The following is a 22,875-nucleotide window of genomic DNA, read 5'->3' as shown; positions in this document are numbered from 1 at the left end:
TCCTGACGCGACCTCTTATCTTCGGCAGGGGAGGCCGGCGCTCCACGCGAGGCGACCCCCTCTGGCCTGCCGGCCATCTCCCCCTCAAGGAGGGAGATTGGCAGCTTCACCGCCGCCAGGGCGGTTCCGGCGCGAAGCGCTTGCCGATCCAGTCGGCGAAGGCGCGGGTCTTGGCGGCTTGGCCCTTGGCCGAGGGCATGACGACATAGACCGCGCCTTCGTCGGCCAGCGTCCACTCCTCCAGGACAGGCACCAGCCGTCCGTCGGCAAGTTCGCGGCCGACCAGCCAGTCGGTGCTCATCATCAGGCCGACGCCCTGCACGGCGGCCTCGACCAGCACCTCGGCATCGTCACTGACCAATGGTCCGGAAACCTCGACGCGCGCGCGCCGGCCCTCGCGGTCGGTCATCTCCCAGGCCGGAAAGGTCTGGAAGCCACTGAAGCCCAGGCAGGAATGTCCGAGCAGCGCCCGCGGTGTTTCCGGCCGGCCCTTTCGGGCGAGATAGGAGGGGGCCGCGCAGAGCAGCCGGCGCCGCGTCGCCACCTTGCGCGCCACCAGGCGCGAATCCTCCAGCGCGCCGAGCCGCACGGCGACGTCGAAATTCTCGGCGACCAGATCGGCGAAGCGGTTGGAGAATTCGGCCTCGATGCGGACATCGGGAAATTCGGCAAGGAATTGCGGCAGCAGCGGCCCGATCCACATGCGCCCGAACGTGCCGGGCAGCGCCAGCCTGAGCAGGCCGCGCGGACCGCCGCCGGCATGCGCCGACGCGGCGGCCTCGGCCTCGTCGACGGAAGCGAGGATGGCGCGCACGCGCACCAGGAATTCGGCGCCCGCCTCGGTCAGCGAGACGCTGCGCGTCGTGCGGGAGAGCAGCCTTACCCCCAGCCGCTCCTCCAGCGATTGCAGGCGCCGCGACAGGATGGTCGCGTCGCGGCCGACACGCGCCGCCGCTTTGGTGAAGGAGCGCGCCTCGGCAATGGCCGCGAAGGCAGCCATTTCGGCAAGGGCCGCCGGCTCATGGGATTGCTGCATGATTTGCAATACTCAAATGTAGAAGATCGGGATTATCCAGAAATAACGCAGCAACTAGGTTCACTCAACCCCATCAATCGTCCCACCGGAGTGAAACCATGAAAGCCATCGAACTCAGCCAACCCAGGCTGGACGCCTTCCGCGCCGCCACCGTTGCAACCCCTGAGCCGCAACGCGGCGAGGTGCTGATCCGCCAGCGTGCGGCGAGCCTCAACTTCGTCGACGTCGCGGTGGCGAGCGGCAATTATCCCGGACCGGTCTTTCCGCTGATCCCCGTCGCCGACGGTGCCGGCGAGATCGTCGCGGTGGGTGAGGGCGTCACGAGATTCAAAACGGGCGATCGCGTCGTCGCCCACGCCAAGCCACGTTGGATCGGCGGCCCGCCGCGCCCTTACGAGATGACGCAGATGCGCGGCGTCGCGCTGCCGGGGTCGCTGGCCGAATATGTCGCGCTGCCGGCCAATTCGCTCGTGCCGGTCCCGGCGCATCTTTCCTTCGAGGCGGCGTCGACGCTGCCGATCGCCGGCACCACCGCCTGGAACGCCATCCGCGTGGCCAATGTCGGGCCGGGCTCGGTCGTGGTGCTGGTTGGCACCGGCGGCGTCTCGATCTTCACCCTGCAGCTGGCGAAAGCCGCCGGTGCCACCGTCATCATCACCTCGTCGTCGGACGAGAAGCTGGAGCGGGCTAAGGCACTTGGCGCCGATCATCTCATCAACTACCGAGCGACACCTGATTGGGACGGCAAGGTGCTGGAGCTGACCGACGGCCTCGGCGCCGACCTCGTGGTCGAGACCGGCGGCACCGCTACCTTCGCCCGCGCCATCAACGCTACCGCGCCCGGCGGCACGCTGTTCACCATCGGCTTCGTCACCGGCGCCGAGGCCACGGTCAACCTGCTGCCGATCATCATCAAGGCGCTGAAGGTGATCGGCAACAACACCGGGTCGGTATCGGACCTCCGCGACGCCGCCCGCGCCGTCGGCGCGGCGGGGATCGAGCCGGTCGTCGACAAGGTGTTTTCACCTGGCGAAGCGGCTGAAGCCTATGCCCACATGGCCGCCGGCGGCCTGCATTTCGGCAAGCTGGTGTTCGGCCTGGAGTGGTGAGGAGCTGATCTCCCCCCTTGAGGGGGAGATGTCGCCGAAGGCGACAGAGGGGGTCGTCTCGCGTGAAGTGCAAGCTCCGATCGTCGCAAGGAAGCCGCGCCCAGTCGAACCGACCCCCTCCGGCCTGCCGGCCATCTCCCCCTCAAGGGGGGAGATTACGCGCTCAGATCAGCTTCTCCAGCGTGATCGGCAAATCCCGCACCCTCTTTCCCGTCGCATGGAACACCGCGTTGGCGATCGCCGGCGCGACGCCGACGATGGCGAGTTCCCCGACGCCCTTGCCGCCGAGCACCGAGGAATGCAGGTCGGGGATGCCGACCGAGATCACATCTATGTCAGGGATGTCGGCATTGGTCGGCACCAGATAGTCGGCGAGGTTGTTGTTGACGATGCGGCCATGGCGGCGGTCGACTATGCCTTCCTCGAGGAGGGCCTGGCCGATGCCCATGATGATGCCGCCCTTCCACTGGCTCTCGGCGAGCTTCGGGTTGTAGAGCCGGCCGGAATCCAGCGCCGACACCACGCGTGACACACGCACCGTGCCGAAATCCTCATCGACGCGCACCTCGATGAAATGCGCGCACCAGGAGTGGCGGGAATAGTCGCCCTCGGTGTGCGGCAGCGCCATGGCGATGGTGGTGTAGTTCTTGTAGCGGTCCTCGGCGGTCGAATTGGCAGGCATGGTGTCGCCGGTCGCTTCGATGCGGTCGCGCCCGACGCTCTTGAGCAGGTCGGCGATCGAGACATCGGGGCGGTCGCCGCGCGGCGAGCCGATGCGGCCATTGGCGACCACCAAGGTGTTCGCCTGCAGCGCGTGGAAGGGCGAGCGCGGGTCGCTGATCGCCAGGCCCACCAGCTGGTCGAGCGCCGCGGTTGCCGCCTTGTGGACGGCACCCGTCATCACGCCGGCAAGGCGCGAGCCGCCGGTGACGCCGGCGCGGGGAAAGCGGGAATCGCCGAGCTTCACCACCACGTCGTCGGCGCTCACGCCGACCGTTTCGGCGGCGGTCTGCGCCAGGATGGTGTAGGTGCCCTGGCCCATGTCGATCGAGGAGCTTTCAACCTCGACCGAACCATCGGCGAGGATGCGCACGACCGCCTCGCCGTAGGCGCGCCGCACCGGATAGGTGCCGGCGGCGACGCCCCAGCCGATCAAATGGTTGCCGTCGCGCATCGAGCGCGGCGCCGGCGTGCGCCTGGCCCAGCCGAAGCGTTCGGCACCCGCTGCGAAAGCCTCGCGCAACTGCCTGGTCGACCAGGCTTTTTTCGCTTCCGGGTCCTGTTCGGCATAGTTGCGCAGCCGGATCTCCAGCGGATCGATGCCGACCTCGTAGGAGAGCTCGTCGATGGCGCTTTCAATGCCGAAGGCCGAGGGGTTTTCGCCAGGCGCGCGCATGGCGCCCGGCACCACGGAATTCACCCGCACGACATTCTGCCTCGAGGAGAAATTCGGCGTCGCGTACATGATCGAGGTGACCGATCCCAGCGGCTCGACCCACATGCCGTCGATGGAGGTTTCATTGACGCCGCGATGCACGATCGACTGGATCACGCCGTCATGGTCGGCGCCGATCGTCACCGTCTGCCGGGTTGCGGCGCGGCCGCCATAGCCGGTAAAGGTCTGCGGCCGTGTCATCACCAGCTTCACCGGCCGGCCCAGCATTCTGGCGGCACTCGCGGCAATCGCGCCGTGGCTGAGCGCCAGCGCCTTGGAGCCGAAGCCGCCGCCGATATAGGGCGAGACCAGCCGCACATTCTCGAACGGCACTTCGAACCATTCGGCGTAGGTGCGGGCCATGCCGTCCAGCCACTGGCTGGGCTCCCACACGGTCAGACGATCGCCTTCCCAGCGCGCGATCAGGCCATGCGGCTCCATCGGCGCCTGGTATTCGCGCGGCGTGTTGTAGGCGGCGCAGATCCGCACCGGCGCCGAGGCGAAGGCGGTGGCCGCATCCCCCCATTCCTTGGTCATGGCGTCGATCGGGATGCCATCGCCGGCCTTGCCGTCGCTGAGGTCGACGATGGAAGGCGTCTCGTCATAGCTGACCTTGACCAGCGCCGCGGCGGCGACCGCCTGCTCGAAGGTCTCGGCCACGACAGCGGCGACATGCTGGCCTGAAAAGGTGATGTCGCGCGCCAGCGGGCAATAGGGCTTGTCCGGCGGCGGCGTGCCGAACCAGTCCGACGCGGTTCTCAGGCTGATGATGGTGTCCGGCGTCAGCACCTTGAGCACGCCCGGTGCTGCCTCCGCCCGCGCGGTGTCGATCGCGCGCACCTTGCCGGAGGCAATCGTGCTCTCGACCAGCACGGCATGGGCGAGGCCTTCGAGCTGCTGCTCGACGGCGTATTTGGCCGCGCCGGTGATCTTGGCCGGTCCGTCGACGCGCGACAGCCGGCCGCCGACGGCTTGCGCCAGCGCGCCATCCGAGGCGTCGCCGTGTCTTGCGTGAACAGTCATGCCGTCTCTCCCAATTTGAGGATGGCCCGCGCGACGACGCGCGGCGCGAGCTCGATCTTGTAGTGGTTGGCGCCGTGGTCGACAGCGCCTTCGACGGCAAGCAGGCTGGCCGCGCGGACGGCGTCCGGTTCCAGCACCTTGCCTATCAACGCCGCCTCCACGGCCCGCGCCCGCCACGGCTTCGTCGCGACGCCGCCGAGCGCCACGCGCAGGTCGCGGATGGTGCGCCCATCGGGTTCCAGTTCGAGACCGACTGCGGCACTCGCGGCGGCGAATTCATAGGATTGCCGGTCGCGGATCTTCAAATAGGTCGAGCGGTGCGCGGCGGCGGATGAGGGGACCTCGATGGCGGTGATCATCTCGCCCGGCTTGATCGCGTGCTCCTTGTCGGGCGTAGTTCCCGGTAGCAGGAAGAAGTCGTCGACCGGGATGCGGCGCTCGCCGAGATGGACTGTCGCGTCGAAGGCAACCAAAGCGGTGGCGAGGTCGCCGGGATACATGGCGATGCAGGCCTCGCTGATGCCGAGCACGGCGTGACCACGGGTAACGCCGCCGATCGCCGAACAGCCAGAGCCGGGTTCACGCTTGTTGCAGGCGGAAAAATTCGCGGGATCGCGGAAATAGGGGCAGCGCGTGCGCTGCATCAGATTGCCGCCGATGGTCGCCATGTTGCGGATCTGCGCCGAGGCCGCCTGCCAGAGCGCTTCGGAGATTGCGGGGAAGCGGCTCCTGATGTCGGCGTGATCGGCGACATGGCTCATTCGGGCCAGCGCGCCGATGGTGGCGCGGTGTTCGCCCACTTCGATCCGGTCGAGCCCCTTGAGGTGGGTGATGTCGACCAGCGTGTCGGGCTCGGCGACGCCGCATTTGGCGAGATCGATCAGCGTCGTGCCGCCGGCAAGCAGCATGGCGCCGGGGAGGGCCGCTGCCTGGCGTGCGGCATCAAGCGAGCCGGCGCGGAAATAGGAAAAATCCCTCATGATGTGACCTCCAGGGCTGCCTGGCGGACAGCGGCGACAATGTGCGGATAGGCGCCGCAGCGGCAGAGATTTCCGGCCATGTATTCGCGGATTTCCTCATCTGAGCCGGTATGGCCCTCGCGGATGCAGGCGACCGCCGACATGATCTGGCCCGGCGTGCAGTAGCCGCACTGGAAGGCGTCCTGCTCGAGGAAGGCAGCCTGCACGGGATGCAGTTCGCCCTCCCGTGCAAGCCCCTCTATGGTGGTGATGGCGCGGCCCTCGGCCTGCGCCGCCAGGGTGAGACAAGCCAGCACGCGCTCGCCGTCGACATGCACCGTGCAGGCGCCACACTGGCCGTGGTCGCAGCCCTTCTTGGTGCCGGTCAGGCCGAGCCGCTCGCGCAAGGCATCGAGCAGCGTCACGCGGGGTTCGAGTTCCAGGTGATGATGGGTGCCGTTAATGTCGAGATGCATGGGGATTTTCGTCATGGGCGTCGGGCTCCAGTTGCTTGACGCTGGTGGAATTATTTCATGTCGGACAGGTGGAGGCCCACCTGTCCGTCCGGCGCTTTCGCTGCGGGCGTTCGTCATTTCTCACCCGAGCAGGTCCTCGATGCGGATCGGAAAGCGGCGAGGCCGCACGCCGGTTGCATGCCAGACCGCGTTGGCAACCGCGCCGGCCGTGCCGGTGATGCCGATTTCGCCGACGCCCTTGATGCCGAGTGCGTTGACGTAGGGGTCGTCCTCATGGACCAGGATCGCCTCGACCGACGGCACGTCGGCATTCACCGGGACATGGTATTCGGCGAGATTGGCGTTCTGGATCCGGCCCGAGCGCCGGTCGGTGCTGGCTTCTTCATGCAGCGCGAAGGAGACGCCCCAGATCATGCCGCCATAATACTGGCTGCGCACCAGCCTGGGGTTGATGACCCGCCCGGCGGCGAAAGCGCCGACCAGCCTGGTGACGCGGATCTGCCCGAAATCCGGATCGACCTTGACCTCGGCGAAGACGGCGCCATGCGCATGCTTGGCATAGGTCTCCTGGGACGTCGGGTCCGGGGCGGCCTTGCCACGGCCTTCGATCTCCGTGAGGCCGGCGCGCGTGAGGATCTCGGCATAGCTTTCGCCGCGGCTTTCATCGTCGCGCCGGTACAGCCGGCCGCCGCGCGCCACGACGCCCTCATTGCCGGCGCCGAACAATGGCGAGGCCTCGTTGCCGGTGGCGAGATCGGCCAGCCTGGCGATGACGTCGGCGCCCGCATTGTGGATCGCCATGCCGGCCGTCGCCGTGTGGCCGGAGCCGCCGGCAATGCCCGCATTGGGCAAGTCGGAGCTGCCGGCCCTGAAATCGACCTGGCCGATGTCGAGCCCGAGCCCGTCGGCGGCGATCTGGGCGAAGGCGGTCCAGGCGCCTTGTCCCATGTCCTGCGCGCCGGTCTCCATCAGGCCGCTGCCATCGGCCCTCAACACCGCACGCGCCTCGGCCTGGAACATCAGGGCGGGGAACGTCGCCGTACCCATGCCCCAGCCGGTGAGGAAACCATCGGCGTCGCGCATCTGCCGCGGCCGCGGCGGGCGGCTCGCCCAGCCGAACGTCCCGGCCGCCTGTGCGTAGCATTCGCGCAGGGCCTTGGAGGAGAACGGCTTGCCGGTCATCGGCTCGACCTCGGCATAGTTCCGCAGCCGGAATTCCAGCGGGTCGATGCCGCAGGCGTGAGCCGCCTCGTCGATGGCGCTCTCCAGCGCGATCGAGCCGGTGGCTTCGCCTGGCGCCCGCATGAATAGCGGCGTACCGGTGTCGAGCCGGACCACCTCGTGCGAGGTGGCGATGGCCGGGCTGGCATAGAGTGTGTGCGAGGCATCCGCCGCCGGTTCGAAGAAGTCGTCGAACGTGCTCGACGCGGTCTTGGCGTGATGGTCGATCGCCGTCAGCCGGCCCTCGCCATCCATGCCCATGCGCAAGGTCTGGCGCGTCGGAGCACGGTGGCCGACCGGCCCGTACATCTGCTCGCGCCGCAGCACCAGCTTGACCGGACGGCCGACGAGGCGCGCCGCCAGGATGCCTAGCACCTGCGGCCCCGAAATCATGCCTTTCGAACCGAAGCCGCCGCCGAGGAAGGGGCTGCGTATGTGGATGTCCTGCGGCGCGATGCCGAACAGGCCGGCGATGCGGCCCTGCGCCATGGCAAGGCCCTGGCTCGGCGTGTCGATCGACAGCCGGTCGCCATCCCAGGCGGCGACGATCGCGTGCGGCTCCATGGCGTTGTGGTACTGGGCCGGCGTCTCGTAGGTGGCCTCGATCCGCGTCCTTGCCGATTTGAGGCCGGCCTCGACATCGCCCTTGTGCTGCACCGCCGGACCGCCGACGCCGACACCGCGCGGCACGAAGCTTTCGGCACCGTCGAGACCGACGCGCGCCGGCAGTGCTTCATAGCGCGGCGACAGCAGCGCCGCCCCTTCGGTCGCCGCTTCCAGCGTCTCGGCGATCACCACGGCGATGCTCTGGTTGGGGTAGCGGACCTCTTCGTTCTGCAACAGGTCGAGCCGGAACATGAAGGGATGGTCCTTGGCATCCGGATCGGCGGCGAGCGCCGGCCGGTTCGAGGGCGTCATCACCTCGACCACGCCCTCGTGCGCCTTGGCCGCCTCGACATCCAGTGAGGCAACGCGGCCGCGCGCGATGCTGGAGACGGCGAGCACGGCGTAGAGCATGCCGGGCGGATGGTTGTCGGCCGCGTAGCGCGCGGCTCCGGTGACTTTCAGAAAGCCGTCGCGGCGGGTCAGCGGCTGGCCGATGCTGGAGCCTTGCCGCGCGTGGGCGGGTTGCTGGTTGAGGCTGAGTTCAAGCGTCATGGCGCGCTCCGGGAATGGAGGAAAAGGGAGAAGCCGGAAGGGCCGGCAGCCGCTCGGGCGTCCCCGCCAGGGCAGACGTCAGCGCCCTGACCACGATGCGGCGGGCAAGCTCGATCTTGAATGCATTGTCGCCGGAGGGGCTGGCATCGGCCAGGGCCGCGTCCGCCGCGCTGGCGAAGGTCGCCTCGTTGGCATCCGCGCCAAGCAGCACGGCTTCCGCCGAGCGCGCCCGCCACGGTTTGGCCGCGACGCCACCCAGTGCCAGCCTCGCGGCGCGGATCTTGCCGCTGTCGACGACAAGTGCCGCGGCGGCCGAGACGACGGCGAAAGCGAAGGAGGTGCGTTCGCGCACTTTCAGGTAACGGGCGTTGGCGGCGAAGGAGGCCGCCTCGGCCGGCAGCCGCACCGCCACGATCAGGTCGCCGGGCTCCAGCACATTCTCCCGATGCGGCGTTTCGCCGGGAAGCCGGTGGAATTCCTCCAGCGTCACATGGCGCCGGCCCTGCTTGCCCTCGATCTCGACCACGGCGTCGAGCGCCACCAGAGGCACGCAGAAGTCCGACGGATGGGTGGCGATGCAGGCATCGCTCCAGCCAAGCACGGCGTGCAGGCGGTTTTCGCCGCCAATCGCGTCGCAGCCGGTGCCGGGTTCGCGCCTGTTGCAGGCGCTGGCGGTGTCGTAAAAATAGCTGCAGCGCGTGCGCTGCAGGAGATTGCCGCCGACGGTGGCGGCGTTGCGAAGCTGCGCGGAGGCGCCCGACAGCAGCGCCTCGGCCACCGCCGGATAGGCCTTGGCGAATGCCGTGTCGTGGGCGAGATCGGCGTTGCGGACCAGCGCGCCGATGCGCAGGCTGCCATCGTCCAGCCGTTCGACGCGGTTGAGTTCCGGCAGCCGCGAGATGTCGACGACGCGCTCGGGGCTGGTTATGCCGCCCTTCATCAGGTCGAGCAGATTGGTGCCGCCGGCGAGATAGGCTGAACCCGGCCGCGCGGCCGCCGCGATGGCGTCCGGGATCGTGGCGGGCCTGACGTAATCGAAGTCCCTCATGCCGCGGTCCTCCGGTCGGCCTTGGCAAGTTGCTCCTGAGCTTCCAGGACGGCCTCGACGATGCCGCCATAGGCCGCGCAGCGGCATATGTTGCCGCTCAGCCCCTCGCGGATGCGTTCGGGATCGTCCCCGGCCTGTCCTTCGGCGATCAGGCCGAGCGTGCTCATGATCTGGCCCGGTGTGCAGAAACCGCATTGGAAGCCGTCATGGGCGATGAAGGCGGCCTGCACCGGATGCAGCTCCTCGCCACGGGCGACGCCCTCGATGGTCAAGACATTGGCGCCGTCATGGCTGACCGCCAGCGCCAGGCAGGAGTTGATGCGATTGCCGTCGACCAGCACCGTGCAGGCGCCGCACTGGCCGCGGTCGCAGCCCTTCTTGGTGCCGGTGAGGTCAAGCCGCTCGCGGAGGAGGTCGAGCAGGGTTACGCGCGGATCGACTTCCAGTTCGTGTCGGTGTCCGTTGATGGTAAGCGTGATGGGAAGACTGGTCATGGGCGTCTGGCTCCAGTTTGCTTGACGCGGATGGGAGGTGAACTGGTGCCTTGCCGGAGAACGGCAAGGTAAATTCTTGGTCAGGTGTTGGAGGAAGTGACAGCGGATCTCCGGGGAGACAGGCGGGCAGGGGAGATGTCGGCTTGCAGGTTCGAAAGGCGTGACATAAGCGTTCCCCTTCTTATATGATGAAAGCACTCCACTAAAGCGGAGGCGCCTCCGTTTATTACGTGGGGGCTGGCCCGGCCGGGTTCAAGCCCCCATATTTCGACCGTGGAGAAAAAATTGGCCGTCGAGCCGTCCGTCATCGCCGAAACGAAGACCGCCGCGGACACCAAGCCGCTGCGCGCGGACGCGCGACGCAACCGCGACCGGCTGGTCGAGGTGGCCGCATCGGTCTTCGCCGAACGCGGCATCGATGCCTCGCTGGAGGACATTGCGCGCCGCGCCGGTGTCGGCATCGGCACGCTCTACCGGCATTTTCCGACGCGCGAGCATCTGGTCGAGGTGGTCTACCGCCGCGAGGCGGAGGCGCTGTGCGCGGCCGCCGGCGAGCTTGCGGCAAAGCATCCGTCCGATGTCGCGCTGGAAGAATGGATGCGGCGCTTCGTCGACTACATCGCCACCAAGCGCGGCCTGGCAACCAGCCTGCGCATCCTCCTCACCACCAACTCGACGCTGTTTTCCGACACGTCGGGCAGGGTCTCCCAGGCCTTGCGGCAATTGGTCGAGGCAGCGGTGGCCGACGGCACGATCCGGGGCGACGTCGATGCCTCCGACGTGCTGCATGCGCTGTCGGGAATCTACTCCGCCCCCGACACGCCGGAGTGGCGAGACCGCTCGCGTCGGCTGGTCAAGCTGTTGATGGACGGCTTGCGGTTCGGGGCAAACAGCGCGGGTTGAGGATCTGGATATCGGCCGGGTGACAACCATGCCTATCCACGATCTTTGAGGGGATCCGATATATGTGGGCCGTTCCTGCAATCTGATCGCAGCCGGCGATCACCTTGCTCGAAATGCAATCGGTCCAGGTCAACGCACTGCTCAAGGACGCCACGATTCCCCCGCAGATCCATGGCGAACTGACGAAGCTGATCCGCGATTTCCGCGATCAGCGGCGCGCCGCGACCGCATCAAGAACAATCCCTATCCGCGCCAGTACCCCATCGTCAGTTCCATGTTTGTCATGATCTCGCTGTTGCCGTTCGGCGTCGTTCCGGTCTTTGCCGACATGGGCAAACCTGGCGGCATGCTGGGCACGATCGGCATCTGGCTGACGATCCGTTCAGCACGCTGCTGGCTGGCCTACATGTCTCTCGACCAGTCGGCGAGAGCAGCGCCAACCCGTTCGAGGGCAACGCCAACGACGTTCCGATCTCGCGGATATGCCGCGACATCGAGATCGAGTTGCGCGCCGGGCTTGGCGAGACTGACCTCCCCAAGCCCTTGCTGCCGGTCAACGACATCGCGACCTGAAGTGCCGGACCTGGCGCGGTTACGCTTTGGCTTCGACCAGGATCACCAGGGACTCCGGCACCACGCCATCGTGCGACATGGCTTCGGCGGCCGCCTTGCTCTGCATCAGCGCGGCCATCTTGTCCATATCCGGCACGTCCATCATCACGGCCACCCGTTTCGGGTTCTGCGGATCGACGAAGGTGCGGATGTTGGTGATCCCCAGCGAGCCGAAAAGCTCCTTGCGCTTGGGTGAAGCGAGCCAGTGCTTGCTGTCTTTCGAGATGTTGTGATGGCCGATTACGGTTGGCATGGCATCCTCCCCAGGGTGACGCCGGCGGCCGAAATCGCCCGCCTGATGCTGCGATCCACCTGTACAAGGCACTGAGCGCCGTTTCCTGGAGGCTGTCAATTAGCCATTGCTGATGGAATGGCTCAAAGCTCCAGGCAAACCTTGCCGAAGTGCTTTCGCGCTCCGTAATGCGTGAAGGCGGCGGCAATGTCGCGCAGCGGGAAGCGGCGGTCGATGACGGGCTTCAACCCGTTGACCTCTATCGCGCGGATCATGTCCTCCTGGTCCGCCCGGCTGCCGATCGAAATACCGCTGATGCGGATCTGGTTCGAAAACACGGCCGGGATCGAGACATCAGCTGCAAAGCCGGTCAGGACGCCGATCAGGGCGATGTGGCCGCCTGTCCGGCAGGCGACCAGGGATTGCGCCAGCGTGGCGGGGCCGCCGACCTCGATCACGTGATCGACGCCGCACCCGTCGGTCAACTCCCGGGCCTTGCGGCCCCAATCCGGGGCGGCCTTGTAGTTGATGGTCGCGTCGGCACCGAGGCTTGCGAGCCGCTCCAGCTTTTCCTCGTCGGACGAGGTGGCGATGACCCGGGCGCCGGCGGCCTTGGCGAATTGCAGCGCGAACAGCGAAACACTGCCCGTGCCCAGCACCAGCACCGTGTCGCCGGGCTTCACCTTGCCGCGCACCACCAGGCCTCGCCAGGCGGTGACGCCGGTGCAGGTGAGCGCCGCCGCCTCCAAATGGCTATGACCCGCCGGGGCTTTCGTGAAGGCATGCGCCGGCATGCACACATATTCGCTGGCGAAGCCGTCGAAATTCTCTCCCGGAATGTCGCGTCTGGTGGCGGGCGTCATGTCTCCGTCCAGCCACCAGGGATAGAAAACGCTGACCACGCTGTCGCCCGGCCGGAGCGCATCGACATCGCCGCCGACGGCGATCACTTCACCCGCGCCGTCGGACAGCGGCACGCGGCCGTCGGCGAGCGGTGTCTTGCCCTGCACCGCGAAATCGTCGCGCATGTTCAACGAGCAGGCGCGGATCCTGACCAGCACGTCACCTGGCCCCGGCCGGGGAGGATCTTCCTCGACCAGTTCGAGCCTGTCCAGGCCACCCGGCGCTCTCAGCCTGACCAGCTTCATTGTCTTCTCCGATGTGTGGATGTCTTGATATGGCGACAGCGAGCCCGGTCTAAGTGAGCCAAGTCTAACCGAGCCAGGCCTATCGGACCTGCCGGCCGGAGATCAGCCTGAGCCAGGGTGCGAGATGGAAGGCGCTCATCAGCAGGTACATGGCCGCCATGCCGGTCAGCGGCGAGCCGCCCATGCACAGCATGGCCGTGCCGCCACCTTGAAGACATGAGAGCAGGGCCATCAGGGCGAAGGTCGGTGCCGCCGCGAGACACAGCCAGTCGGCGACGCCAAGGGAGGCGGTATTTTCGGGGGTCGCGCCGCCGGTGCCGGAATGGATGTCGGTCATGGTCCTTTTCCCTGATGATCATGCCAGTGACGAGGCCAGGGCTTGGGTTCTTCGCCCCACGGTGTGGGGAAGAGGAACCCAAGCTCGATGGGGCGTCGATCCACCGGTCCTATTGTTCGCCCTTGTCGCGGAAGGCGGCTTCGCCGGCGGCGGCCACTTCGGCCCACTTCTTGTCGGCACCGGCTTCATAATTGTCGTGCCAGTTCCACCAGCTGTAGAGCGGGGTCTGGGGATAGCCTTCGGGCGAGTCCTCCCAGATCTCCTGGCGGCCGAGCGGGGTGGCGTCGAGATAGCTCCAGACCGTGCCCATCGCCTCGTCGCCGCGGCTGTTGATGAAATAGGTGCGGAAGACGCGGTCGCCGTCATGGATGAAGACGTTGTGGCCATGCCATTCGTCGACCCCGAAGTCTTTGTCGAAGCTGTCGGTGATGGTGTACCAGGGCATTTCCCAGCCCATCCGCTTCTTCAGCCGCGCAATATCGGCCTGCGGGGCGCGCGAGGCGTAGGCGAGCGTGGTGTTGCGGGCATTGAGATGGGCGAGGTGGCCAACCTGGTCGGCGCCGAGCGAGCAACCGCGGCAGGCGTGATCGGGCCAGCCATAGACACCGGGCTCGAAGAAGGCGCGGTAGACGATCAGCTGGCGGCGGCCTTCGAACAGCTCGAGCAGGCTTGCCTTGCCGTTGGGGCCCTCGAACACATAGGCCTTGTCCACTTCCATCCATGGCATGCGCCGGCGTTCGGCGGCGAGCGCGTCCTTGGCGCGCAGCGTCGCCTTCTCCTTCACCAGCATCTTCTCGTGCGCGGCGTCCCATTCCTGCCTCGAAACGATCGGCGGGGTCTTCATGGTCAAGTGCTTGGTCATTGGTCTTCTCCTTTGCCAGTCATGGGGCCGTCGCGGCCTGTGATCGCCCGGGGATCCTGAGCCAGGGTGGGGCGGTGAGGGACAGGTGTTGCGAAAGCGGTTGGGTCCGCATCGTCCGGTCCGGCGCAGCAGGGGTGACGCCGGGCATGCCCGGTGGCGTCGTTCGGTGCGTCGAGAGCAAGGTCGGTTGAGACAGTCATCGCGTTCTCCTTGGTGTGCCGCCCGTTGCCGATGCGGCTTGCTGCTTGGCCGTGGTGACTTAAGTTAGGGCGGTGTTTTTCGAGGTGGGAGTTACAAGTGTGACGGGATTTGAATGGACTCGCTGATCACGGCGGCGGCACTGGCGCTGGCGGCGGGCGATCCGCTCGCGGCGCTCGACCGCGTCGCGCTGCGCGAGGATGCGCCGGCGCTGGCGCTGCGCGGCATTGCCATGGCGCAACTCGGCGACTTCGACCGCGCCAAGCTTTTGTTGCGGCGGGCCACGCGCGCCTTCAGCCCGAAAGAGGCCGTCGCGCGCGCCAGATGCGTCGTCGCCGAGGCCGAGATCGCGCTGGTCTCGCGCGATCTGGGCTGGCCGGCCAAGGCGCTCGACGCGGCGCGGACCGCGCTGGAAAAGCATGGCGACCGGCTTAACGCGGCGCATGCCGGCCAACTCAAGGTTCGGCGCCTGTTGCTGATCGGCCGCCTCGATGAGGCCGAACATGTGCTGGCGGGGCTCGACCCGACGCCGCTGCCGCCGGCCGCGAGGGCCGCCCATGAGCTCGCTGTCGCCGGCATCGCCATGCGGCGCCTCAGGATCCGGCCGGCGCGCGCGGCGCTGGAATGGGCACGCAACGCCGCCCGCCAGGCCGGCATTCCGGGCCTCATGGCGGAGGTCGCCAGCGCATCGCTGGCGCTCGAAACACCGGCGGCGCGGCTGATCACGCAAGGTGCGGAGCGGCCGCTGCTGCTCGAAGAGGTCGAGGCGCTGCAGGCATCGCCGGCGCTGGTCGTCGACGCTATTCGCTATGTCGTGCGCGCTGGCGACAGCACCGTCTCGCTGGCGAACCGGCCGGTGCTGTTCGCGCTGGCGCGCGCGCTCGCCGAAGCGTGGCCCGGGGATGTATCGCGCGAGGATCTCGTGGCGCGGGCCTTCGGCGGCAAGCACGCCGATGAATCGCACCGCGCGCGCCTGCGCGTCGAAATCGGCCGGCTGCGCGCCGAACTTGCCGCGCTGGCGGATATCAGCGCCACCAAGCGCGGCTTCACGCTGGCGCCGCGCCATTCGCGCGCGGTTATGGTGCTGGCGCGGCCGATCGAGGAACGGCACGCGGCGGTGCTGGCCTTGCTCGCCGATGGCGAGGCCTGGTCGAGCTCGGCGCTGGCGCTGGCGCTCGGCACCGGCCAGCGCAGCGTGCAGCGGGCGCTCGAGCCGCTTGCCGAGGCAGGCAAGGTACAGTCCTTCGGCCATGGCCGGGCGCGCCGCTGGATGACGCCGCCGGTGGCCGGTTTCACGACCACCTTGTTACTCCCGGCGCCGCTGCCAAATGGTTAGGAATGGGTCATTCCACCATCACACGAGGAGAGAGACATGAAACATGCAGCGGCCGAGATCCTGCGCGAATACGGACCCTTTCCCGGTGTGGAGCGGGTGCATGGGGTGAGCTTTGACGGTGAGAACGTCTGGTTTGCCTCGGGCGAAAAACTCAATGCCTTCGATCCGCAAAGCGGGCAGACGCTGCGGTCGATCGATGTCGCCGCACATGCCGGCACCGCCTTTGACGGCCGGCATTTCTTCCAGCTCGCCAATGATCGCATCCAGAAGATCGATCCCGATACAGGCAAGGTGCTCGCCACGATCCCGGCGCCCGGCGGCGGCCGCGATTCCGGGCTGACCTGGGCCGAAGGCACGCTCTGGGTGGGGCAGTACCGCGAGCGCAAAATCCACCAGATCGATCCCGAGACCGGGAAAATCCTGCGCACCATCGAATCCAACCGCTTCGTCACCGGCGTGACCTGGGTGGACGGCGAGCTGTGGCACGCCACCTGGGAAGGCGATCAGAGCGATCTGCGCCGCGTTGATCCAAGAACCGGCAAGGTCCTGGAGACGCTCGACATGCCCGATGGCATCGGTGTCTCGGGGATGGAATCGGATGGCGGCGAGCGCCTCTACTGCGGCAGCACGTCCGACGGGGTGGTGCGAGCGGTGCGCCGGCCGAAGTGAGGCGCTTTCTCTGACGGAGGCATCAGGGCCGCGAAGTCGAGTCGCGCGAATTTGTCCATCGGTGACTGGCCGTCGCCCCGGCGCGCGCCTAGATAGGCTGCGTTGGGCGACCGCCCGGACATCTCTTCGCAAAGGAATCGACCATGCCCGAACAGATCACGCTGAACGACGGCGCCACCATTCCGCAGCTTGGCCTTGGCGTCTGGCAGGTCGATCACGGCATCACCGCGCAAGTGGTGGGCTGGGCGATCAAGGCCGGCTACCGGCTGATCGACACCGCCGAGGGCTACCAGAACGAGGAAGGCGTCGGCGAGGCGATCCGCGCCGCCGGCGTGCCGAGAAGCGAGCTGTTCATCACCTCGAAACTGCGCAACGGCGCGCATAAGCGCGATGCGGCCCTTCGCGCCTTCGACGACACGATGAAGAAGCTCGGCATAGAGCAACTCGACCTGTTCCTGATCCACTGGCCGGTACCCAGCCAGGACAAATATGTCGAGGCCTGGAAGGCCCTGATCGAGCTGCAGCAAGCCGGCCGCATCAAATCGATCGGCGTCTCGAATTTCAACCGGGATCACCTGGAGCGCATCATCGGCGAGACCGGCGTGGTCCCGGTGGCCAACCAGATCGAACTGCATCCGCGCTTCCAGCAGCGTGCGCTCAGGGATTTCCATGCCCTGCATAACATCCATACCGAAAGCTGGAGCCCGCTCGGCAGCGGCCGGCTGCTCAGCGACCCGACCATAGCGGGCATTGCCGGCAAGCACGGCAAATCCGCCGCGCAGACGATCATCCGCTGGCACCTCCAGCAAGGGCTGATCGTCATCCCGAAGTCGATCCACCAGGACCGCATCGCGGCCAATTTCGATGTCTTCGATTTCGAACTGGACGCAGAGGACCTGAAGACGATCGCCGGCATGGATTCGGCCGACGGCCGCGACGGACCGAACCCGGCTACGGCGTCGTTCTTGTTCTGACGATCGCGTGCTCTCCCTCACAGAGGAGGGCACGTCCTGCCCCAGGGTCTGAAGGCGATTTGCTGACCCTGAAAAACGAAAGTATGCCCGGCAGGCCGCTTGCTTCGATGTCGCCCCGCTCCTGGAATATCAGGCTGGAGCCGACCACGAGATCGCGCACGGTTCGCGATGCGATGATATCACCCGGTTCGGCATGATCGAGCAGCCGCGATGCCAGCTCGATCGCGATCCCCGTAAGATCGTCGCCGCGCTCCTCGCATTCGCCGGTATGGACCGCGCAGCGGATATCGACGCCGGATTGTCGCAGGCGATGACGGATCGCGATGGCGCACTGGATCGACTGGGTCGGCCTCTGGAACACGGCGAGAAATCTATTTTCCGAGTGCCTGATCTGCCTGCCTTCGGCAGTGAGCAATTGGGCACGGATCTCTTCAGTATGGCGTTCGACAAGATCCACGCCGTCACAGTAGGGTGGGTTACCCATCTCCAGCAACAGCACCGACACCAGGATCCGTTCGTCTGGCGCCGCCGGCAGGGTGCCGGTAACGAAGGACTGGATCTCGTCGACGAGACGATCGGAATTCTCGCCCCAGATCACGTGATCGCGGCCGGCGAGTTCGATGTATCTGGCGCCTTCGATGTGCGTCGCCAGGTAGCGTCCTTCTTCAGGGTTTACCCAGCGGTCGCCGGTGGTCTGCACGATCAGTGCTGGAACATGAATGGCAGGCAGAATGTCACGTACGTCGATTTCTGTCCCCCAGCGCCAGAGCGCGATGGCGTCGGCGGGCGAGGCTGAATTCCTGAGATACGCGGCGAACCATTCTTTCTCGAAGCTGTCATTCATCAGGCTCGGTGCCGCATTGCTCATGTCCGCAGGCTCGCCCCATTGTCTTTCGACAGCGGCCAAGTCTTCTTCCACCTGCTCGCTCGTCCTTGCCCATGGGTAGTCCCTCGACCACGTGCCCCTGGCATAGGTTCCGTTGAGCACGAGTGCCGCGGTGCGCTCCGGATAGGTCGCCGCGAACAGCATGCACATGGGTCCGCCTTCGGAACTGCCGAACAAAACTGTTCGCTTCGAGCCGACCGCATCCAGCACCGCCCGCATGTCTTCCATACGTTCCTCAAGGGTCGGCAAACCAACGCTGCGGTCTGACAATCCTGTGCCGCGCTTGTCCATGCGGATCAGGCGCGAAAAGGTGCCGAGGCGATGAAGCACACGCGAAAGCCGCGGCGACGACCAGGCAAGATCGAGGTTGGACACCCACCCTGGAACATAGATCAGGTCGATCGGTCCATCGCCGGTTACCTGATAGGCGATGTTGATCCCGGCCGATTTGGCATAGTGGGTCGAGGCCTGCTGCTGCTCGCCGCCGAATGCCGGCCGCTCGTCGGCATGCGTCGCTGGTGACGCCCCGGCCGGCGAGGCCGGGCCTGCCGTCCTGGACTGAACTTGCGGCGCCATCCGGCGCCTTCGCAGCTCTTCGTACAGGGAACGGGTTTCCGGCTCGGGCTGCAGATTGAGCTCGCGCTGCAGCACACGACGGCAATCTTCATATTGTTTCAGCGCAAGATTGGTCCGGCCCTGAGCGGCAAGGGCTCGCATCAGGGCTCGGTGGATGTCTTCCCGCAGGGGCTCCATGGTCAGCAAACGCGTTGCAGCACGTACACATGATGCCGGATCGAGCGCCGAGTAGTGCGCAACGAGCCTGTCCAGCGCCGCGACCGCCATCGCCCTCAGGCCCTCGCGCTCGACCCGCAGCCAGTCTTCGAAGGGCTCTTCCTTCAGCCCAAATCCTTCGAGCAGGTCGCCTCGATAGACGAGAAGCGCCTGTTCGAGATCCGCAGCCGTTGAACTGGCGGCCAGTGCCTCGAACCGGGCGACATCGAAATCAAGTTCATCGAGATGGAGGACGACGTTGTCACCGTCGGTCAGGAGGCGGCCGCCGGACGCCTGCAGGGCTTTCCTCGTGGCCGACACCGCCTGTCTGAGGCTCATCCGGGCCTGTGCCTCGCTGTTGGCGCTCCAAAGCAGTGTCGCGAGCTTCTCGCGCGACTGCGAATGGCCCGCTTGCAGCGCGAGATAAGCCATCATCGCCCGCGCCTTGCGGCTGAAGGCCGGGACCACGGCCCCGACACCGGCAAAGTCGAAACCGCCCAGAAGATAAAGATGAGGCCCCGTCATCGGATCCCGCCCCAGCCACGTGTCGAACGCGATTGTCCGGTGTAGCGGCCTCTATTTCAACCGCCATCTGCCAAGAGCGCCGTTTTTCACGATTCCATCACGCGGCTTTCATCTGCTTCGTCACGCAGGCAGCCGACAGTTTGCCGACGGGAGCAACCTCGGGAGGATGCCATGCTGCCCTCAAGGTCAACTGATTGGCCGCTTCGGCTCGATGATGGCTCACGGCCGGACTTCTATCCGGCGCCCGCGCCAGCACGGTTGCGCCACGGCATCGCGCTTGAACGCTACCTCGAACGGCAAAAAGCCAGCCGGGCATTGGCGATATCCAGGACTGATTGGGGGAAGGCCCTCGAGCCATTGGTGCTATCGACAGCGCGGATCGTCGTGCGCCTGTTTGGCCGGCGTTTGAAAGAAGGCCAGCACCGCCGCTGCACTCCTGACGTGGATGGCGAAGCTCCCCGCTTTCTCCCTGGGGTATCGCGACGATGAAGCGGCGTCAAATCCCCGAACCGTCCAACTGTTGCGCATCGTCGCCTTGCCAGGGGGCAGGCATCGAGCCGCCCCGGCTGAGATTGGCCGAGGGCAGGGGCATCCAGCATTTCAGCTCCGGCTCGGCATATTCGACGACGCGGCCGGGCGAGGAATCCGACGCCCGCCAGCCTTCCCCGGCGAACTGGTCGCCGCGCGACCAATAGGCGAGGTCGACTTCCGCCGGGCCCTGTTCGGAGGGGCGCACCGTGACCAGGATCCGGCTGCCGTCCTTGGGCGCTGTCGACATGTGGCGCCACCGTTCGGGCTCGTCCATCGCATTTCCTCCTGCCTTTGGTGCGATGGGAAGTGTCGCCTCGCCATCGGGGCCGGTCAACCCAAACTTTGTCGGATTGCACCGTCCGCTTTCGTCCTTGGTCTGGCGACGTTGGCCAGGACAAGGAGAGGCATTCATGAGTGACAAGGTCGAGCCGGTGCCGGCCGCGGGCGAAATGCAACTGTATTTCAGCCGCAACCCCAATCCGCGCCTGGCGGTCGCGGTGGCGCGTCACCTCAAGGCGGGGGTGGCCTTCGAATTCGCGTCGCCCTTCGCGCCGGGGCAAGCGGAACGATTTCGGCCGCTCAATCCCAATCTTTCCCTTCCCATACTGGCCTGGCCGGGCGGCAGCCTGTGGGAGACCGACGCCATAGCCTGCCGGCTGTCGCGCGACATGCGTTCGGATTTCTGGCGCTCCGGCGATGACGAACCGGAGATGATCCGCTGGCTGAGCTGGGGCAAGGAGAATTTCGCCAGGGCCTGCGACATGGTGCATTTCGAGCGTGGCACCAAGCAGCGCTATCATCTGGGCCCGATCGACCATCAGCTGGTCGAGGAGGGGTTGGGTCTGTTCCACAAGATGGCCGCGATCCTTCAGGCCGCACTCGCGGGCCGGCAATGGCTGGTCGGGGATCGGGTCTCCTACGCCGACTTCCGCATGGCAACGTTCCTGCCCTTCAACGATGTCGGGGGGCTGCCGCTCGGTGATTATCCCGTGCTTGCCGGGTGGTATCGCCAGCTTGAAGGCATCGAGGCCTGGCGTGATCCGTTCAACGGGCTCGACGCGCCCGAATTGCCGCCGGTGCCGGGGCAAGGTGCGGAAGTGACGATGTAAGGTGAAACCGACGGCCGGCGCATACAGAGAGGGAACTTGAAGACGCCGGCCGCCATTTGGGGCGTTGGGTGCATCTCGTTGGGGCTCGATGCAGGGTCAGGCTAGACGGATGACCGGCATCTTCAATCGGAACGACCGCCCATGGTGAATGAGCGGTTACTATCCACAGGCCGGCCGGGCGATGGCACGCTCTTCGCCCGGCCTTCACCGTCTCTCGCAACTGTGTGCAACGCCGGGCAGTGGGCCATCAGTGCTCGACGGGCGGCGCCTGGGTTGGTAAGCCCCATGCCGCGCAGGAGACCTTTTTGAGTCGAGACATGACCGTTGCGATCGAGATGGGACACACCACGGCGGGCGCCCCAGCGAACCTCGATCTCGAGGAACTGCTGGCGACCCGCCTTCTGGTGCAGGGCAATTCCGGTTCCGGCAAGTCGCATCTCCTGCGCCGGCTCCTGGAACAGAGCGCGCCCTGGGTGCAGCAGACCATCATCGATCCCGAAGGCGACTTCGTCTCGCTCGGCGAGCGCTATGGCCATCTGGTGATCGATGCCGAGGAGCATACCGAGCGCGGCCTGCAGGCGGCCGGCGAGCGGGCACGCATCCACCGCGTCTCCACCGTGCTCAACCTCGAAGGGCTCGACGCGGAGAACCAGATGCGGCGCGCCGCCGCCTTCCTCGGCGGGTTGTTCGAGGTCGCCCGCGACCATTGGTACCCGATGCTGGTGGTGGTGGACGAGGCGCAGCTGTTCGCGCCGGCTGTGGCCGGCGAGGTTTCCGACGAGGCGCGCAAGCTTTCGCTTGGCGCCATGACCAATCTGATGTGCCGTGGCCGCAAGCGCGGGCTGGCCGGCATCATCGCCACGCAGCGCCTGGCCAAGCTCGCCAAGAACGTCGCGGCGGAAGCGTCGAATTTCCTCATGGGCCGGACTTTCCTCGACATCGACATGGCGCGCGCCGCCGATCTGCTCGGCATGGAGCGGCGCCAGGCGGAAGCCTTTCGCGATCTGGAGCGCGGGCAGTTCATGGCGCTGGGGCCGGCGCTGTCGCGCCGGCCGCTCGGCCTGCGTATCGGGCCGACCGACACCAGCCCGCGCAACGGCACGCCGCGGCTGATGCCGCTGCCGGAAGCGGCACTGGAGGACGCCCGCGCCATTATCCTGGCGGCACCGCCGCCCGAGGCGGTACGCGCGCCGCGCCGTGTGGCGTCGCCGGACCTGCTCGACCAGCTGATGGCGGCGAAGTCGGCGGCGCTGGAAATCCGCCCCGAACCGGCGGAGCCGCAAATCAGCGCCGAGGACCTGGCCGATCGGCGCGAACGGGTCGATCGCGTGCTGAGCGCCATTCTTGCGCAACCCGACGCGGGTTTCCGCGTCATCGGCGTGCTCTACCAGGAATTCGTGGTGCGCTGCCGCATCGAGGGCCTCGCCTCGGTGGTGCCGGATCTGCCGGAGTTCCGCCGCATGCTGACGCGCGCGCGCGCCGGCCTCGGCTCCGAGACGACGCAGGATGACGCGTGGCGGGACGTTTCGGTCCGCGCGTCGCTGCTGCCCGACGACATGCAAGGCGTGTTCATGATGATCGCGCGTGCGGCGAAGGAGGGCTGGCCGTGCCCGAGCGACGCCGCGATCGCGCGCGCCTATGGCTCGCACTCGCTGCGCCGCGCCCGGCGCCTCCTGACCTATATCGAGGAGCAGGGCCTCATCGTCTGCCAGCTCGACGGCACGGGAAAGCGCACGGTGACGCTGGTCGAACTCGCCTGGGCCACGGCGCCCGGCGATCCCAATGCCGAGGAGGCGGAGCAGGGGAGCCTGGCACTGTGAGAC

The 22,875-nt window shown here is 66.9% G+C and carries 21 protein-coding genes; 8 read left to right on the top strand and 13 right to left on the bottom strand.

The annotated features are described in order from the left end of the window. Window positions 1–106: 106 nt before the first annotated feature. Window positions 107–1,036 carry a LysR family transcriptional regulator gene (locus tag AC07SZ_RS09515; RefSeq protein ID WP_494914041.1) on the bottom strand — a complete coding sequence of 310 codons (930 nt, stop codon included), beginning with the start codon at window positions 1,034–1,036 and terminating at the stop codon, window positions 107–109. A gap of 98 nt (window positions 1,037–1,134) precedes the next feature. On the opposite strand from AC07SZ_RS09515, the gene AC07SZ_RS09510 reads away from it, so the two are divergent. After that, entirely contained in the window at window positions 1,135–2,145 is a 1,011-nt protein-coding gene (locus AC07SZ_RS09510) for a zinc-dependent alcohol dehydrogenase family protein (protein ID WP_494914040.1), read from the top strand. A gap of 163 nt (window positions 2,146–2,308) precedes the next feature. Here the strand turns inward: AC07SZ_RS09510 and AC07SZ_RS09505 are convergent, their stop codons facing one another. The 6 genes from AC07SZ_RS09505 to AC07SZ_RS09480 form a co-directional block, all read right to left on the bottom strand. Continuing rightward, window positions 2,309–4,603: a xanthine dehydrogenase family protein molybdopterin-binding subunit gene (locus AC07SZ_RS09505; protein ID WP_494914039.1), complete on the bottom strand. Its 2,295-nt coding sequence runs from the start codon at window positions 4,601–4,603 to the stop codon at window positions 2,309–2,311. Next, window positions 4,600–5,583 carry an FAD binding domain-containing protein gene (locus tag AC07SZ_RS09500; protein ID WP_494914038.1) on the bottom strand — a complete coding sequence of 328 codons (984 nt, stop codon included), beginning with the start codon at window positions 5,581–5,583 and terminating at the stop codon, window positions 4,600–4,602. The genes AC07SZ_RS09505 and AC07SZ_RS09500 overlap by 4 nt, the downstream gene beginning before the upstream one ends. Continuing rightward, a complete protein-coding gene (locus AC07SZ_RS09495) occupies window positions 5,580–6,053 on the bottom strand; it encodes a (2Fe-2S)-binding protein (protein WP_056571296.1) in 474 nt (157 codons plus the stop codon). Before AC07SZ_RS09495 ends, AC07SZ_RS09500 begins: the two co-directional genes overlap by 4 nt. A gap of 105 nt (window positions 6,054–6,158) precedes the next feature. Next, a complete protein-coding gene (locus tag AC07SZ_RS09490) occupies window positions 6,159–8,417 on the bottom strand; it encodes a xanthine dehydrogenase family protein molybdopterin-binding subunit (protein ID WP_494914037.1) in 2,259 nt (752 codons plus the stop codon). Next, window positions 8,407–9,465, bottom strand: a complete 1,059-nt coding sequence (locus tag AC07SZ_RS09485; RefSeq protein WP_494914036.1) for an FAD binding domain-containing protein — start codon at window positions 9,463–9,465, stop codon at window positions 8,407–8,409. Before AC07SZ_RS09485 ends, AC07SZ_RS09490 begins: the two co-directional genes overlap by 11 nt. Next, complete coding sequence (locus AC07SZ_RS09480) at window positions 9,462–9,959, bottom strand: (2Fe-2S)-binding protein (protein ID WP_056571303.1); 498 nt, start codon at window positions 9,957–9,959, stop codon at window positions 9,462–9,464. Before AC07SZ_RS09480 ends, AC07SZ_RS09485 begins: the two co-directional genes overlap by 4 nt. A 285-nt stretch (window positions 9,960–10,244) precedes the next feature. Between AC07SZ_RS09480 and AC07SZ_RS09475 the strand changes: the two genes are divergently transcribed. Both AC07SZ_RS09475 and AC07SZ_RS09470 read left to right on the top strand, forming a co-directional pair. After that, entirely contained in the window at window positions 10,245–10,862 is a 618-nt protein-coding gene (locus tag AC07SZ_RS09475; RefSeq protein WP_056572109.1) for a TetR/AcrR family transcriptional regulator, read from the top strand. Window positions 10,863–10,966: 104 nt separating this feature from the next. Next, the gene (locus AC07SZ_RS09470; RefSeq protein ID WP_494914035.1) at window positions 10,967–11,149 is read left to right on the top strand and encodes a hypothetical protein; all 183 of its coding nucleotides are present in this window, start codon (window positions 10,967–10,969) and stop codon (window positions 11,147–11,149) included. A 305-nt stretch (window positions 11,150–11,454) separates the two neighbouring features. Here the strand turns inward: AC07SZ_RS09470 and AC07SZ_RS09465 are convergent, their stop codons facing one another. From AC07SZ_RS09465 to AC07SZ_RS09450, 4 genes are all read right to left on the bottom strand, one after another. Next, complete coding sequence (locus AC07SZ_RS09465) at window positions 11,455–11,727, bottom strand: hypothetical protein (RefSeq protein ID WP_494914034.1); 273 nt, start codon at window positions 11,725–11,727, stop codon at window positions 11,455–11,457. Window positions 11,728–11,849: 122 nt separating this feature from the next. Continuing rightward, window positions 11,850–12,854 carry a zinc-dependent alcohol dehydrogenase family protein gene (locus tag AC07SZ_RS09460; protein ID WP_494914033.1) on the bottom strand — a complete coding sequence of 335 codons (1,005 nt, stop codon included), beginning with the start codon at window positions 12,852–12,854 and terminating at the stop codon, window positions 11,850–11,852. Between the two features lie 79 nt (window positions 12,855–12,933). Next, entirely contained in the window at window positions 12,934–13,191 is a 258-nt protein-coding gene (locus tag AC07SZ_RS09455; RefSeq protein WP_494914032.1) for a hypothetical protein, read from the bottom strand. A 109-nt stretch (window positions 13,192–13,300) separates the two neighbouring features. Beyond that, the gene (locus AC07SZ_RS09450; RefSeq protein ID WP_494914031.1) at window positions 13,301–14,053 is read right to left on the bottom strand and encodes a DUF899 domain-containing protein; all 753 of its coding nucleotides are present in this window, start codon (window positions 14,051–14,053) and stop codon (window positions 13,301–13,303) included. Window positions 14,054–14,366: 313 nt separating this feature from the next. Between AC07SZ_RS09450 and AC07SZ_RS09445 the strand changes: the two genes are divergently transcribed. The 3 genes from AC07SZ_RS09445 (at window position 14,367) to AC07SZ_RS09435 (ending at window position 17,230) form a co-directional block, all read left to right on the top strand. Next, window positions 14,367–15,587 carry a helix-turn-helix domain-containing protein gene (locus tag AC07SZ_RS09445; RefSeq protein WP_494914030.1) on the top strand — a complete coding sequence of 407 codons (1,221 nt, stop codon included), beginning with the start codon at window positions 14,367–14,369 and terminating at the stop codon, window positions 15,585–15,587. A 36-nt stretch (window positions 15,588–15,623) separates the two neighbouring features. Next, the gene (locus tag AC07SZ_RS09440; RefSeq protein WP_056571316.1) at window positions 15,624–16,256 is read left to right on the top strand and encodes a Vgb family protein; all 633 of its coding nucleotides are present in this window, start codon (window positions 15,624–15,626) and stop codon (window positions 16,254–16,256) included. Between the two features lie 143 nt (window positions 16,257–16,399). Then, window positions 16,400–17,230: an aldo/keto reductase gene (locus AC07SZ_RS09435; RefSeq protein ID WP_494914029.1), complete on the top strand. Its 831-nt coding sequence runs from the start codon at window positions 16,400–16,402 to the stop codon at window positions 17,228–17,230. On the opposite strand, the gene AC07SZ_RS09430 is transcribed toward AC07SZ_RS09435, so the two are convergent. Both AC07SZ_RS09430 and AC07SZ_RS09425 read right to left on the bottom strand, forming a co-directional pair. After that, on the bottom strand, window positions 17,208–19,319 hold the full coding sequence (locus AC07SZ_RS09430) for an alpha/beta fold hydrolase (protein WP_494914028.1): 2,112 nt from the start codon (window positions 19,317–19,319) through the stop codon (window positions 17,208–17,210). The two genes, AC07SZ_RS09435 and AC07SZ_RS09430, sit on opposite strands and share 23 nt — an antisense overlap. 589 nt (window positions 19,320–19,908) lie before the next feature. Beyond that, window positions 19,909–20,217, bottom strand: coding sequence for a hypothetical protein (locus tag AC07SZ_RS09425; RefSeq protein ID WP_056571320.1), 309 nt, complete (start codon window positions 20,215–20,217; stop codon window positions 19,909–19,911). A gap of 175 nt (window positions 20,218–20,392) precedes the next feature. On the opposite strand from AC07SZ_RS09425, the gene AC07SZ_RS09420 reads away from it, so the two are divergent. Next, window positions 20,393–21,052 carry a glutathione S-transferase family protein gene (locus AC07SZ_RS09420; RefSeq protein ID WP_494914171.1) on the top strand — a complete coding sequence of 220 codons (660 nt, stop codon included), beginning with the start codon at window positions 20,393–20,395 and terminating at the stop codon, window positions 21,050–21,052. A gap of 317 nt (window positions 21,053–21,369) precedes the next feature. Further along, window positions 21,370–22,872, top strand: a complete 1,503-nt coding sequence (locus AC07SZ_RS09415; protein WP_494914027.1) for a helicase HerA domain-containing protein — start codon at window positions 21,370–21,372, stop codon at window positions 22,870–22,872. Window positions 22,873–22,875: the final 3 nt, after the last annotated feature.

The organism is Mesorhizobium sp. GW821-FHT07A06, assembly GCF_059419085.1.
The sequence above is the reverse complement of the archived record's forward strand: the minus strand, read 5'-3'. Positions and strand labels throughout refer to the sequence as shown.